Genomic DNA, 14,156 nt, shown 5'->3' on the forward strand with positions numbered 1-14,156 from the left:
GGTGGAAATATGCCGGCAGCCAAGGCCGCGTGGTGGGCATGGACCGTTTCGGCGAATCGGCCCCGGCCGGCCAGCTCTTCAAAGAGTTCGGCTTCACCGTGGACAATGTCGTCGCTAACGTCGAAGCCGTTCTTTAATTTTGATAATCAGTAGGCGAAGCTCCGGCTTTTGAAATATCAAATGGCCGGGCTTCTCTTTTCCAACAGCTATAGGTGAAAGACGTGAAAATGAATGAATTGACAAAAGGCGTAATGGCGGCGTTATTGCTGACCAGTTCCGTAGCAATGGCAGAGTCGGATTATCCGGCGGCTGATTATCAGCCAAAAGTTCTGTATACCAATCCGGATTACAAACCGGAAGCAGCTCCTGCCGCTAAAGCAGCCGCGCCTGCGCCGGCTGCTAAAGCTGTAGAAGTGGTAGAAAACGATCCAAATTATCCTGCGACCAATTTCCAGCCCAAAGTAGTTTTCAGCGACTCGGCTTATAAACACGATAAGACCGCTCCGCAAGCACCTGGTGCCCGTTCGTCTTCCGCATCGTCTGCGTCGGCAGCGAGCAGCGACGCTAGCGAGGAGGTAAGTTCAAGTGCCGGAGAAAAAGGTTCGTCCAACAACAGTTTGTTGGGCTTGGTCGCCTTGGCCGCTGTTGGCTTCTTCCTGTTTAACAAGAAAGGTGGAGCCGGTTCCGCTTCCGGCGGTGGTTCAGACGCGACTTACGGCGATGCTAGCGGCTCTACAGGTGTCGAAAAATATATCGACAGACTGGGTATTAATAAAACCGGCGTTGCTAAGTATTTGGAGAAACAAGACTCCACTCCTGCAACCGGTGTTGCTAAATATATGGCGAAGCAAATCATCAAGGACAGAGAAGGCGCTGCGGCGAAAGCCACAGGCGTGGAAAAGTATTTGCGCGATAAAGTGTAATTTATCGCGAATTATTCTTAGGTAGAAGTCCGGTGGGGTGATTGTCCCGCCGTTATCTGCGGAATCGCCACTTAGCGTGTTTTGGAGAGCCAAATGGCCTCAAAATATGTCAAGTGGCGATTCAGTCTCATATACCCAATTTTGGAAAAACTCCCCATCAAGCATCAAGTGCGAATCGGTAGCTGAAGCGTTCCAGTTCAGCAACGATTTTGCCGACGCAAAGGGAATACATTAACCGAGGATATTTTTATGGCAAAAAACTTATTAGAACAACTTCGTGAAATGACTGTCGTGGTGGCCGACACCGGCGACATTCAAGCAATCGAAACTTTCAAGCCGCGCGATGCGACTACCAACCCATCTTTGATTACCGCTGCAGCACAGATGCCACAATATCAAGGCATCGTCGACGATACCTTGAAATCGGCTCGCGCAACTTTGGGCGCTAGCGCGTCTCCTGCGGAAGTCGCTTCCTTGGCTTTCGATCGTCTGGCGGTTTCATTCGGTTTAAAAATACTGGAAATCATTGAAGGCCGCGTTTCAACCGAAGTTGACGCTCGTTTGTCTTACGACACCGAAGGTACTCTGGCCAAGGCTCGCGACATTATCGCTCAGTATAAAGCTGCCGGTATCGACACCGAGAAGCGGATTCTGATCAAGATCGCTGCGACATGGGAAGGCATTCAAGCTGCCGCGGTGCTGGAAAAGGAAAACATTCACACCAACCTCACCCTGCTGTTTGGCATGCATCAAGCGATCGCGTGCGCTGAAAACGGTATTCAGCTGATCTCGCCTTTCGTCGGCCGTATCCTGGACTGGTACAAAAAAGACACCGGTCGCGATTCTTACGCACCGGATGAAGATCCAGGTGTCTTGTCGGTAACTGAAGTTTACAACTATTACAAAAAATTCGGCTATAAGACTGAAGTAATGGGTGCAAGCTTCCGTAACCTCGGCGAGATTACCGAACTGGCTGGTTGCGATTTGTTGACCATTGCGCCTTCCTTGCTGGCTGAGTTGCAATCTGTTGAAGGCGAACTGCCGCGCAAACTGGATCCGGCCAAAGCTGCGTCCGCTTCTATCGAGAAAATCAGTGTTGATAAAGCGACTTTCGAGCGTATGCACGAAGAAAACCGCATGGCAAATGAGAAATTGAAAGAAGGTATCGACGGTTTCGCCAAGGCATTGGAAACTCTAGAGAAATTGTTGGCCGACCGTTTGGCGGCGCTGGAAGCGTAAGCGCTGTAATCGCGCACAATCAATGTTGTGCGCGACTTAAGTTGATATGCAAGGCCGCCGAATCGAGTACGCGGCCTTTGTTCATTGTTATATAGGTAAAATTCATGGCAAAAATTTTAGATGTAGTAAAACCTGGCGTCGTCACCGGTGAAGATGTGCAAAAAGTCTTTGCGATCTGCAAAGAAAACAAATTTGCACTGCCAGCGGTTAACGTAATCAGCACCGATACCATTAACTCCGTTTTAGAAGCGGCGGCCAAAGCCAAATCACCTGTTATCGTCCAGTTTTCCAACGGCGGTGCGGCGTTCGTTGCCGGCAAAGGCTTGAAATTGGAAGGCCAAGGCTGTTCGATTCACGGTGCAATCTCCGGCGCGCACCATGTTCACCGGATGGCGGAACTCTATGGCGTGCCTGTGATTTTACATACCGACCATGCCGCTAAAAAATTGCTGCCTTGGGTAGACGGTATGCTGGATGAAGGTGAAAGACATTTCGCAGCGACCGGCAAACCGCTATTCAGCTCGCACATGTTGGATCTTTCCGAAGAAAGCCTGGAAGAAAATATCGAAATTTGCGGTAAATATCTGGAGCGCATGTCGAAAATGGGCATGACGCTGGAAATCGAATTGGGTTGCACCGGCGGCGAAGAAGACGGCGTCGATAACAGCGGCATGGACCACTCTGCGTTGTACACCCAACCGGAGGATGTTGCCTACGCTTACGAGCGCTTGAGCAAAATCAGCCACCGCTTCACCATTGCCGCATCATTCGGTAACGTTCACGGCGTGTACTCACCCGGTAATGTCAAACTGACCCCAAAAATTTTGGACAACTCGCAAAAATACGTGTCCGAAAAATTCGGCCTGCCGAATAACTCATTGACCTTTGTCTTCCACGGCGGCTCGGGTTCTTCTCCGGAGGAAATCAAAGAATCCATCAGCTATGGTGTCGTCAAAATGAATATCGACACCGATACCCAATGGGCTTCATGGGAAGGCGTGATGAACTACTACAAGAAGAACGAAGGCTATTTGCAAGGCCAAATCGGCAATCCGGAAGGCGCCGATAAGCCGAACAAAAAATACTATGATCCTCGGGTATGGCAACGCGCCGGCCAAGAAGGCATGGTTGTCCGTCTGCAGCAAGCGTTCCAAGAACTGAACGCCGTCAACTCTTTGTAACGAGTGCTATCCAGCTGCAAAAGCATTCTGCTTTTGCAGCTTTCCCGCTTACCCGTCGTTGGCAATTAGTCAAATTGTTGACGATCCGTTCCGTCAGTCCATGCTGTCTCAGCACGCTAAATTCGGTTTTGTAGCCTCGCCGTATTCGTTCGGCCGACTATACTATCATTCTAAAACCATGATTTTTCTTGTATGATCGAAAAACACTGAGTCGGCATACTCTTGGTTTTCGGTTTGACCAATAACGTGGCATGCGTTGTGCTTTAAGAGTAAAAAAGGTGAAAAATGGCTGAAACTCAAGGAAAAGACGAAGGAAAAAAATCATCCAAAAAACTGATAATCATTATTGCGGTGGTTGTCTTGGCGTTGGGTGGCGGTGGAGCCGCTTATTTTTTCTTGGCCAAACCGGCCGAGAATGGCAAAGAAGCGGCCGAGGCAAAACATGGCGAGGATAAACATGCCGAGTCGTCCGCGCATGAAGCCGAAACGGATCACGACAAGCCGGCCGAGCCCGATGTGTATTATGCGTTTCCTACCCCCCTACTGGTCGACTATCCGAGCGGGGCGAGTGCCCGGGTCATCAAAATTTCGCTGACCGTTTTAACCAAAGGCGAAGCCAGCATAGAAGCCATGAAAAAACACGAGCCGATGATCCGGAACAATTTACTGATGGTCATTAGCTCGGTGGGTGCCGACAAAGCGAAGACATTGGAAGGTAAGCAGGAATTGCGGGCAATGATGCAACAAGAGATTGGCAAGGTTTTGGAAAAGATGGCAGGCAAGAATACGCTTAAAGAAGTCTATTTCACTGATTTCATAATGCAATAAATGTCTACCGCCGATTTACTCTCCCAGGATGAAATTGATGCGCTGCTGCACGGCGTAGACGACGGCGATGTCGAAACGGCGGCCGACGACGACGAACGCGGTCGCGGGGCGACCAGACTTTACGATTTCAATAGCCAAGAACGAATCGTTCGCGGCAGGATGCCGACCTTGGAAATGGTCAACGAGCGTTTCGCTCGCCATTTCCGTATCGCATTGTTTAACTTTTTGCGCCGTGCGGCCGAGATATCGGTATCCGGGATACAGGTACAGAAGTTTTCCGAATTCATTCAGGGTTTGTTCGTTCCGACCAATTTGAACGTGATCAGGATGTCGCCATTGCGCGGCCGGGCGTTGATTGTGATGGAACCGCGCTTGGTATTCACTGCCGTGGATAACTTTTTTGGCGGTGGCGGCCAGTTTTACAACAAGGTCGAAGGTCGCGAGTTCACGCCTACCGAGATGCGGATCATCCGCTTGATTATCGACATGATTTTCAAGGACTTGGCTGAAGCCTGGAAGCCGGTGATGGATGTCGAGTTCGAATACATTAATTCCGAAGTAAACCCGCAATTTGCCAATATCGTCAGCCCTTCCGAGATCGTAGTCATATCGACGATACACGTGGAATTGGAGGGCGGCGGCGGCGACATCAACATCGCGATGCCGTATTCGATGATTGAGCCGATCAGAGAGTTATTAGACGCTGTCACCAGCGACCGAGGAGAAGTCGATGGTCGTTGGCAGGAATCGTTACGGGTCGAAATCATGCGTAGCGAAGTCACATTGAACAGCAAATTAGTTGAAAAAGAAATGTTTATCAGCGAAGTCATCGCGCTTAAAAAAGGCGATGTAATACCGATCGAATTGCCGGAGACCGTGTTGTTGGAGGTTGAGAACGTGCCGGTATTTCGCGGTAAGCTAGGCTTGTCGGATGGCAATTATGCTATTGAAATTATTGACAAAATGACGCTCGATAATATTTGAGACATGGGAAGGGATTGAGATGAGCGAGAACGACGAAATTGGTGACGATTGGGCCGCGGCCATGAACGAGCAGGCGGAAGCCGAAGCGGAAGCGGATTGGGGCGATGCCTTGAAGGAACAAGCGGCTGTGTCGAAGGGGTCAAGCGGCTATTCCACCGCCGAATTTCCGGACTTGGGCGACAGTAAGCCCAAGCCGACCGCTGGCGGCGAAGAGGTGAAGCTGGACGTAATTTTGGATGTGCCGGTTACCGTGTCGCTGGAAATCGGCAGAACCAAGATCAATATCCGTAACCTGTTGCAGCTTAACCAGGGTTCGGTAGTGGAATTGGACCGTTTCGCGGGAGAACCGATGGACGTGCTGGTTAACGGGACGCTTGTGGCCCACGGCGAGGTGGTTGTGGTAAACGACAAATTCGGTATCCGTTTGACCGATATTATCAGCCCTTCGGAACGGGTGCGAAAACTGGGTTGAGTATTGTGCAAAGTCTGGCAAGGTTGATATTTGCGATGGGGCTGGTGTCCTGTGCTTGGGCCGAAGACTTGCCCACCGCGCCCAAGGCGGGGGCCAAACTCGTGACCTCAGCGGACGTGGCGCAATGGGTGTTGGCCTTGCTGTTGGTGTTGGCGCTGTTTTTGTCGTTGGCCTGGGCGCTGAAAAAAACCGGGGGATTGGGTTTTACCGGCAAAAACAAATTAGCGGTACTGGCTGGGCTGTCACTGGGCTTGAGGGAAAAGCTGATTTTGGTCCGCGTCGGCGAAAAAGAATTATTGTTAGGTGTCAGCAGCGGCCGTATCGACAAATTACTCGAGTTGGAAGGCGAGCAACGCTTATTCGCCGACCAGTCCGACCCGCAAAGTGTCAGCCCGTTTGCGAAGAAATTATTGCAAGCCATGCAAAGTAAAGCTGATGAACGGGCCTAGTAAGCTGATTTTGGTTTTGCTGGGAGGCTGCGGATTACTGTGGGCTGCCGGGGTGCAGGCTGTGCCCGGTGTGGATGCTATTGCGGTGACCAGTAATCCCAAAGGCGGCGAAACCTATACGGTCACGATCCAGATTTTGGCGCTGATGACGCTATTGACGCTGCTGCCGGCGTTATTGCTGTCGATGACCGCGTTTACCCGGGTCATGATCGTGTTGGGGCTATTGCGGCAGGCGATTGGCGCAGCGCAAGCTCCCAGCAACCAAGTCTTGCTGGGGTTGTCGTTATTCCTGACGATTTTCATTATGACCCCGGTGCTGGACAAGGTGAACGAAACCGCGGTACAGCCTTACCTGGAAGAAAAGATCGATGCAGTCACCGCGTTGCAAAAGGCGTCGGAACCTTTCAAACAATTCATGTTAAAGCAAACGCGCGAGGCGGATTTGGATACCTTCGTCCGGATATCCGGCCGCGAGCAAATCAACAAACCCGAAGACGTGCCGTTTTCGTTGTTGGTGCCGGCATATGTCACCAGTGAATTGAAAACCGCATTTCAGATCGGCTTTCTGATTTTCCTGCCGTTTCTGGTGATCGATCTGGTTGTGGCCAGCGTACTGATGTCGATGGGGATGATGATGCTGTCGCCTATGATCGTGTCCTTGCCGTTTAAAATCATGTTGTTCGTGCTGGCCGACGGTTGGACCATGGTCATGGAAATGCTGGCGGCCAGTTTTTACGTGTAGGCCTGAATGTGACTCCGGAAACGATCTCAAACGTAGCGCAGGACACGGTATTGATCGGCCTGAAACTGATGGGGCCGATATTGATCGCTTCCCTGGTCGTGGGCTTGCTGGTTTCGATGTTTCAGGCGGCAACCTCGATCCAGGAGCAGACTCTGACCTTCATCCCCAAGTTGGTCGCGATTATCGTGGTACTAATGATTGCGGGTCCGGGGATGCTGCAAATGCTGATCGATTATTTCCAGGACTTGATGCGCGATATTCCCTCCTTGATCGGATGAACGTCACCGAAAACGAGATATTGGGCTATCTCGCCGGTTTCATCTGGCCATTCTTTCGCATTAGTTCGATGTTCATCACCATCCCGGTTTTCAGCGTTAACGCCTTGCCGGCCCGGGTCCGCGTGATCGCCAGCCTGCTGATCACTTTGGCGATATTTCCGACTTTGCCGACCATGCCGACAATCGACGTATTCGGTTACCAAGGTTTACTGGTCGCCGTCCAACAGGTTGCCCTGGGCGCTACTGCCGGCTTCATTCTGCAAATGGTGTTTTCAATCATGCTGTTCGCCGGTCAGGCCATCGCCTACAGCATGGGGCTTGGCTTCGCCTCGATGGTCGATCCGGTCTCGGGCGTGCAAGTCCCGGTCGTGGCGCAATTGTTCGTGATCAGCGGCAGTCTGTTGTTTTTGGCCGTGGACGGTCATTTGCTGTTGATCGAAATGCTGGCGCAAAGCTTCCATACCCTGCCGGTTGCGGCAACCGGAATCGGAAAAGCCGATTTGTGGCGGGTGGCGTTATGGGGCGGCACCATATTCGCCGACGGCTTATTGTTGGCAATGCCGGTGATGGCAGCGTTGCTGTTCGTCAATATCAGTTTTGGCGTGGCTTCCAAAGCTGCGCCGCAATTGCAGATTTTCGGCGTCGGCTTTCCGGTAACCATCATGTTGGGGATGGTCTTGATTTGGGTAGGATTACCGACCTTGCTGGAAGTCTTCGCCGATATGTTGCACCAGGGCTTCGCGTTGGTGAACGAGTTGTTGAGGTTGCAGTAAGTGGCGGAAGAATCCGGTCAGGACAAAACCGAAGACCCCACCGGCAAGCGGCTCACCGACTCGCGTAAAAAAGGCCAGGTTCCCCGCTCCAAAGAACTGAATACCTTTGTCACGCTGATGGTCAGTTCGGCGCTGTTCTTTTATGCCGGCCAGGGCATGTGGCATGGTTTGTTGGAGGTGATGAAGCGGCCGCTGCGAGTATCGCGCGAGCAAATTTTCGACCCGGTGACCTTGACCACCTACCTAAAAACGGCTTTTGCCGACGGCGTTTGGATCATTCTGCCGTTCTTGGCGGTGTTGGCGGTTTTCGATTTGCTGGCGGCGACGCTGTTGGGCGGCTGGAACTTTACCAGCGAAGGCTTTGCCTTTAATTTCGCCAAATTGAATCCTTTGGCCGGTGTCAAAAAAATTCTCGGCGTCCAGGGTGTGGTCGAATTGGTCAAGGCGGTGTTGAAGACCGTATTGGTGGCGCTGGTGGCGTGGAATCTGTTCAAATGGAATTTCGACGAATTCATGGCATTGAGCAGGCTGCCGATTGCGCAGTCGGTGCAGCAGGCCGGCGAAATGATATCGGTCTCGCTGCTGATTTTAAGCGCCACGTTCGTGTTGCTGGTGATGTTGGATGCGCCTTACCAACTGTGGAATTACCAGCGGCAACTGAAAATGACCAAGCAGGAAGTCCGCGACGAATCCAAGGAGCAGGAGGGCAGTCCGGAGGTCAAAGGCCGGCAACGGCGGCTGCAAATGGAAGCGGCGCAACGGCGGATGATGGACGCAGTTCCCAGTGCGGATGTCATCGTTACCAATCCGACCCATTTTGCTGTTGCATTGAAATACGAACAGAGCGGCAACGGAGCGCCGGTGCTGGTCGCCAAAGGCGTCGATTTGATTGCCGCGCAGATCCGGCAGTTGGCGATAGGCGCCAAAGTGCCGCTGGTAGCGGCGCCGTCGTTGGCCCGCGCTTTGTACTATTCCACCGATTTGAACCGGGAAATCCCGCGCGGCCTGTTTTTGGCGGTCGCGCAGGTATTGGCCTATGTTTACCAATTACGCGCTTCCTCTCAATACGGCTGGATCAAGCCGGTGCCGCCGGGCGACGTCCCGGTGCCCGATGATTTCAAACAATAGCGTCTTACCGAGCCCGTTATGGATTTCAGCAAATTAACCAATGCCTTGAAAATGGTCACCGGCCTCGGCCTGGGGGCGCCCCTGCTGATCATCATGCTGTTGTCGCTGTTGATCCTGCCGCTACCGCCGTTCGTGCTGGACCTGTTTTTTACCTTCAACATCGCGTTTTCGCTGATTATCCTGCTGGTGGTGGTTTACACCCTGAAGCCGTTGGAATTCGCCTCGTTTCCGACCGTGATTCTGATTGCGACGTTGCTGCGGTTGGCGTTGAACGTGGCGTCGACCAGGGTTGTGCTGATTCGCGGCCACGAGGGCGGCGATGCGGCCGGTAAAGTGATCGAGGCATTCGGCTCGTTCGTGATCGGCGGCAACTTTGCAGTCGGTATCGTCGTGTTTGTGATCCTGATCGTGATCAATTTCATGGTGGTGACCAAGGGTGCCGGGCGGGTGGCCGAAGTCAGCGCGCGGTTTACCCTGGACGCGATGCCCGGCAAGCAAATGGCGATCGACGCCGACTTGAATTCCGGCCTGATCAATCAGGACGAGGCGCGTGCCCGGCGCGAAGAGGTGGCCGCCGAGGCCGACTTCTACGGTTCTATGGACGGTGCCAGCAAATTCGTGCGCGGCGATGCGGTGGCCGGCATCATCATTATGTTCGTTAACATGATCGGCGGGTTGGCGATCGGTGTCGGCCAACACGGCATGAGTTTCTCCGATGCGGCCAACGTCTATGTGTTGTTGACGATTGGCGACGGCTTGGTCGCCCAGATTCCGTCCTTGTTACTGTCGGTGGCCGCGGCGATGGTCGTAACCAGGGTACGCGGCGCCAAACAGGACATCGGCAAGCAATTGACCTCGCAGATGTTCGAGGATCCGAAAACCCTGTTGGTCACCGCGGCAGTGATGGGCTTGCTCGGCATCATTCCCGGTATGCCGAATCTGGTATTCATCCTGCTGGCATCGACTTTGGCCGGCGGCGCCTATTTGATCGATCGCCGCCGTAAATTGGAGGAGGAAACCGCCTTGGCGGCGGTGAATATCGCCTCGCCGCAAGCGGCTAAGGCCGAAATCAAAGAGCTCGGATGGGACGATGTGATGCCGGTCGACGCGATCGGTTTAGAGGTTGGCTACCGGCTGATTCCGCTGGTGGACCGCAACCAGGGCGGCCAGTTGATGATGCGGATCAAAGGCGTGCGCAAGAAATTGTCGCAAGAACTCGGGTTCCTGATTCCGTCGGTACATATTCGCGACAACCTGGATCTGGCGCCCACGGAATACCGGATTTCGTTGATGGGGGTCAGCGTCGGCGAGGCCAATATCATGCCGGAAAAAGAAATGGCGATTAACCCCGGCCGGGTGTTCGGCAGTTTGCCGGGTACGCCTTGCAAGGATCCGGCTTTCGGTTTGGATGCGGTCTGGATAGACGGCAATCAAAAAGACCAGGCGCAGACTCTGGGTTACACAGTGGTCGATCCGAGCACCGTTGTCGCCACTCATCTCAGCCATGTCTTGCAAAGCAATGCCCACGAACTGTTCGGTTACGAAGAGGCGCAGCAGTTACTGGATAACCTGGCCAAGCTGGCGCCGAAGTTGGTCGAGGATTTGGTGCCGAAAACCCTGCCGTTGGGCGTGTTGGTAAAAGTGTTGCAAAACCTGCTGCAAGAGCGGGTCTCGATTCGGGATATGCGGACCATCGCCGAAACTTTGGCGGAGTACGGGGTCAAGAGTCAAGATCCGGACATCTTAACTTCGGCGGTGCGTGCCTCGTTAGGCCGGTCAATTGTGCATGAAATCAATGGGGTACAGATTGAAATTCCTGTTATTACCCTCGATCCAGGGTTGGAACAGATATTGCATAAGTCATTGCAAACGGCGGGCGAGAGCGGGGCCGGCTTGGAGCCGGGTCTGGCCGAGCAGATGCACAAATCCCTGGAGGACAGTGCGCAGCGGATGGAAATGGAAGGGCAAGCACCGGTTTTGCTGGTGTCTTCCTTCATCCGTCCTTGGTTGGCTCGCTTCGTTCGCCATTCGATACCGGGGCTACATGTGCTGGCTTATAACGAAATTCCCCAAGATCGGCAGATCAGGGTGGTTTCGACAGTGGGGCAGCGTTAATAAAACAGAGGTTGCGCAATGAAAATCAAACGCTTTTTTGCAGCAGACATACGGCAGGCCATGCGCATGGTCAAAGAAGAATTGGGCGCCGATGCGGTGATTATGTCCAACAAGTCTGTGGACGGCGGTGTCGAAATCGTGGCGGCCCGCGATTTCGACGAGCAGGTGATCCACCGGAATCTGAAACAGCGCGAGGAAGAAAAGGCGCCGGCGCCGGTGCGCGAACCGAAGAAAGTCGATTTGCCCGATTTCGATGGCGACAAAAAATCGTTACATGTGTTGCCCAGCGCCAGAAAACGTAATGCGGACGGTTCGCTGCCGGAAAATCCGATACGACGCCACATGGACCAGTACATCGGCTACGCTGAAAAACTCCAGGTCGGCAATAGTCAGGCGCAGAAAATAGCTGAAAAAGTCCGTCCTGCGGAAAAACCGGCTTGGGCCGGCGCCGACCCGAAATTGAAACCGGCGCCGCTCGATCCGCGGCCGGTTCAAGCTACTGCGCCCGACAAATTCATCCACGAAATGCGCCAGGAAATGAAGGAGCTGCGCAGTATGTTGGACGCCAAGCTGTCCGGTATCGTCATGCAAATGCCGCAACATGGTCAGACCATGCACGAGGAATTGCGCGAGCGCTTGGGCGACTACGGTTTCTCCAGACATTTGTCCGGCAAAATTGCCAACCGCCTGGGCAGCCATAAAAACCTCGAGTTGGCGATGGATAAGGCCAGAGAAATGTTGGCCGGGCTGGTGCCGATTGCCGACGATCGCTTGCTGGAGCAAGGCGGTATTGCGGCGTTGGTCGGTTCGACCGGCGTTGGTAAAACCACGACCGTCGCCAAATTGGCAGCACAATTCATTCTTAAGCACGGCTCCCGCCAAATCGCATTGATCACCACCGATAATTATCGGATCGGGGCTCATGAGCAAATCAACACCTACGGCAGAATTCTGGATGTCCCGGTGCGAGTGGCCGGCGATGCGGACGAGTTGCGTCGGCACATCGATAGCTTTGCCGACAAACGCCTGATTTTGATCGATACGGCCGGCATGAGTCAGCGCGATATGCGTTTGGCCGAACAGCTGAAAACTCTACAACACGGCGATTTGCCGATCCGTTCTTACCTGGTGATGTCGGCAACGACGCAATACAAAGCAATGCTGGAAATTATGGATGCGTTCCGAATACTCGAGCCACAAGCGACTATACTTACCAAGATGGACGAGGCTGTCAGTAAGGGAACTGCGTTGTCGGCTGTTATCGAACGGCGGATGCCGGTGTCGTTTATTACCGATGGCCAACAAGTACCGGAGGATATTTATCAGCCGGAAGCCGACACCTTGATTCGGCAGTGCATGAGCGGTAGCGAAGGCGACAGTCCGTATGGCGGCGAATTGAATTACGGCGAGTGGTTGGCGGAAAGCCATGCATAAGCCATTCGATCAAGCAGCTGGAATAAGACAGATGAGACATATGAAACCGGTACGAGTGATCGCCGTGACTAGCGGCAAGGGCGGGGTAGGCAAAACCAACCTTTCCGTGAATATTGGCGTGGCGCTGGCCAAGATCGGCCGGCGGGTCGCCATACTCGATGCCGATATGGGATTGGCCAACGTAGACATTCTATTGGGCCTGTTTCCGGAATTTAACTTGTCGCACGTACTGAACGGCGAGAAAAGCTTGCAAGACATCATGATGACCGGTCCTGCCGGGCTGAAAATTATTCCGGCGTCTTCCGGGATACAACGTATGTCGGATCTGTCCAGTGTCGAGCAGGCCGGTGTAATTCGCGCGTTCAGCGAGATCGATAGAGAACTGGACGTGCTGATTGTCGATACCGCGGCCGGCATTTCGGCCAGCGTGGTCAATTTCGCCCGCGCCTGCCAGGAAATTATCGTCGTGGTTTGCGACGAACCGACTTCGCTGGCCGACGCCTATGCTTACATCAAATTGCTGAACCGAGACTACGGTTTAAACAGCTTTCACATTATTACCAACATGGTGCAGTCGGCGGAGCACGGCCAGGCGTTGTTCAATAAATTGAGCAAGGTGACCGACCGCTACCTGGACGTGGCTTTGCAATTTGTCGGTGCGGTGCCGCAAGACGAATACTTGAAAAAATCGGTGCAAAAACAGGTACCGGTGGTGGAAGCTTTTCCGCAAAGCAAAGCGGCCCTGGCAATCAAAAATTTGGCGAGAAAGATCGACCATTGGCCGATCAAACCGAAAGCCGGCGGCTACTTGGAGTTTTTTGTCGAACGCATGATTCAGTACAGTGCAAAAGAGGATGTTGCATGAGTGGAGCGGCAATGTATGCGGCCGTACAGTCCGCAAATATTGACGCTTTGGTGGCGCAGCATACGCCATTGGTAAAACGGATTGCCTACCACTTGATGGGCCGCTTGCCGGATACGGTACAGCTCGACGATTTGATCCAATCCGGCATGCTGGGGTTGCTGGAGGCGCTGAAACATTACGACGCCGGCCAGGGTGCCAGTTTCGAGACCTATGCCGGCATTCGGATTCGCGGTGCGATGCTGGACGAATTGCGCCGCTCGGACTGGACCCCGCGTTCCGTACATAAAAAGGCGCGCATGGTGGCGGAAGCTATACGCGAGCTTGAGAATACCTTGGGACGCGACGCCAAGGATGCCGAAGTCGCCAAGCATATGGGGATCGATCTGGGCGAATACCACCAGATTTTGCAGGACGCAGTGTCTTGTAAGACCTTTAGCGTCGAAGAATTGATCCAGGGCGAAGACAGTATCATCGACGATGTTCAAGGCCATCACCAGCCGGATGAACTATTGTTACAGCAGAGTTTTCGCAAGGCCTTGGCCAAAGCGATAGCGGAATTGCCGGAGCGGGAGCGTCTGGTGATCTCGCTTTATTACGATGAAGAGCTAAATTTACGTGAGATCGGCAAGGTTCTCGATGTCAGCGAGTCGAGAGTCAGCCAAATCTGCAGCCAAGCCATGTTGCGCTTGCGTGCTAGGCTTGCGGATTGGATAGAACGGAAAGATAATGAAAAGTCCTGCTAAAT

The 14,156-nt window shown here is 53.3% G+C and carries 16 protein-coding genes; all 16 read left to right on the plus strand.

Annotated elements, in window-relative coordinates; translation table 11 throughout:
• On the plus strand, nt 1–137 hold a 137-nt coding region (locus tag AC0IM9_RS18490), incomplete at its 5' end, for a transketolase-like TK C-terminal-containing protein (RefSeq protein WP_482803537.1).
• Nucleotides 138–227: 90 nt separating this feature from the next.
• Nucleotides 228–923, plus strand: coding sequence for an LPXTG cell wall anchor domain-containing protein (locus AC0IM9_RS18495; RefSeq protein WP_482805007.1), 696 nt, complete (start codon nt 228–230; stop codon nt 921–923).
• Between the two features lie 249 nt (nt 924–1,172).
• The gene (locus AC0IM9_RS18500; protein ID WP_140913613.1) at nt 1,173–2,162 is read left to right on the plus strand and encodes a transaldolase; all 990 of its coding nucleotides are present in this window, start codon (nt 1,173–1,175) and stop codon (nt 2,160–2,162) included.
• 104 nt (nt 2,163–2,266) lie between these two features.
• On the plus strand, nt 2,267–3,343 hold the full coding sequence (gene fbaA / locus AC0IM9_RS18505; protein WP_140913614.1) for a class II fructose-bisphosphate aldolase: 1,077 nt from the start codon (nt 2,267–2,269) through the stop codon (nt 3,341–3,343).
• A gap of 285 nt (nt 3,344–3,628) precedes the next feature.
• Entirely contained in the window at nt 3,629–4,171 is a 543-nt protein-coding gene (locus AC0IM9_RS18510) for a flagellar basal body-associated FliL family protein (RefSeq protein ID WP_445372411.1), read from the plus strand.
• On the plus strand, nt 4,172–5,155 hold the full coding sequence (gene fliM / locus AC0IM9_RS18515) for a flagellar motor switch protein FliM (protein WP_140913616.1): 984 nt from the start codon (nt 4,172–4,174) through the stop codon (nt 5,153–5,155).
• Between the two features lie 19 nt (nt 5,156–5,174).
• Nucleotides 5,175–5,627 (plus strand): flagellar motor switch protein FliN, encoded by a 453-nt coding sequence (gene fliN, locus AC0IM9_RS18520; protein WP_140913617.1) that lies wholly within the window; start codon nt 5,175–5,177, stop codon nt 5,625–5,627.
• A gap of 5 nt (nt 5,628–5,632) precedes the next feature.
• Nucleotides 5,633–6,076, plus strand: coding sequence for a flagellar biosynthetic protein FliO (fliO, locus tag AC0IM9_RS18525; RefSeq protein WP_445372978.1), 444 nt, complete (start codon nt 5,633–5,635; stop codon nt 6,074–6,076).
• Entirely contained in the window at nt 6,063–6,818 is a 756-nt protein-coding gene (gene fliP / locus AC0IM9_RS18530; protein ID WP_482804969.1) for a flagellar type III secretion system pore protein FliP, read from the plus strand. Before fliO ends, fliP begins: the two co-directional genes overlap by 14 nt.
• A gap of 8 nt (nt 6,819–6,826) precedes the next feature.
• On the plus strand, nt 6,827–7,096 hold the full coding sequence (gene fliQ / locus AC0IM9_RS18535) for a flagellar biosynthesis protein FliQ (protein ID WP_445372413.1): 270 nt from the start codon (nt 6,827–6,829) through the stop codon (nt 7,094–7,096).
• Nucleotides 7,093–7,869, plus strand: a complete 777-nt coding sequence (gene fliR / locus AC0IM9_RS18540; RefSeq protein ID WP_482804970.1) for a flagellar biosynthetic protein FliR — start codon at nt 7,093–7,095, stop codon at nt 7,867–7,869. The genes fliQ and fliR overlap by 4 nt, the downstream gene beginning before the upstream one ends.
• Entirely contained in the window at nt 7,870–8,997 is a 1,128-nt protein-coding gene (gene flhB / locus AC0IM9_RS18545; RefSeq protein WP_445372415.1) for a flagellar biosynthesis protein FlhB, read from the plus strand.
• 18 nt (nt 8,998–9,015) lie between these two features.
• The gene (flhA, locus tag AC0IM9_RS18550) at nt 9,016–11,112 is read left to right on the plus strand and encodes a flagellar biosynthesis protein FlhA (RefSeq protein WP_482804971.1); all 2,097 of its coding nucleotides are present in this window, start codon (nt 9,016–9,018) and stop codon (nt 11,110–11,112) included.
• A gap of 18 nt (nt 11,113–11,130) precedes the next feature.
• Complete coding sequence (gene flhF, locus AC0IM9_RS18555; protein ID WP_482804972.1) at nt 11,131–12,546, plus strand: flagellar biosynthesis GTPase FlhF; 1,416 nt, start codon at nt 11,131–11,133, stop codon at nt 12,544–12,546.
• A gap of 31 nt (nt 12,547–12,577) precedes the next feature.
• Nucleotides 12,578–13,411 (plus strand): MinD/ParA family protein, encoded by an 834-nt coding sequence (locus AC0IM9_RS18560; RefSeq protein ID WP_222101925.1) that lies wholly within the window; start codon nt 12,578–12,580, stop codon nt 13,409–13,411.
• Nucleotides 13,408–14,154, plus strand: a complete 747-nt coding sequence (locus AC0IM9_RS18565) for an RNA polymerase sigma factor FliA (RefSeq protein WP_482804973.1) — start codon at nt 13,408–13,410, stop codon at nt 14,152–14,154. Before AC0IM9_RS18560 ends, AC0IM9_RS18565 begins: the two co-directional genes overlap by 4 nt.
• The last annotated feature ends 2 nt before the right edge of the window (nt 14,155–14,156 follow it).

It is taken from the genome of Methylomonas sp. Uni0011, from assembly GCF_056850255.1.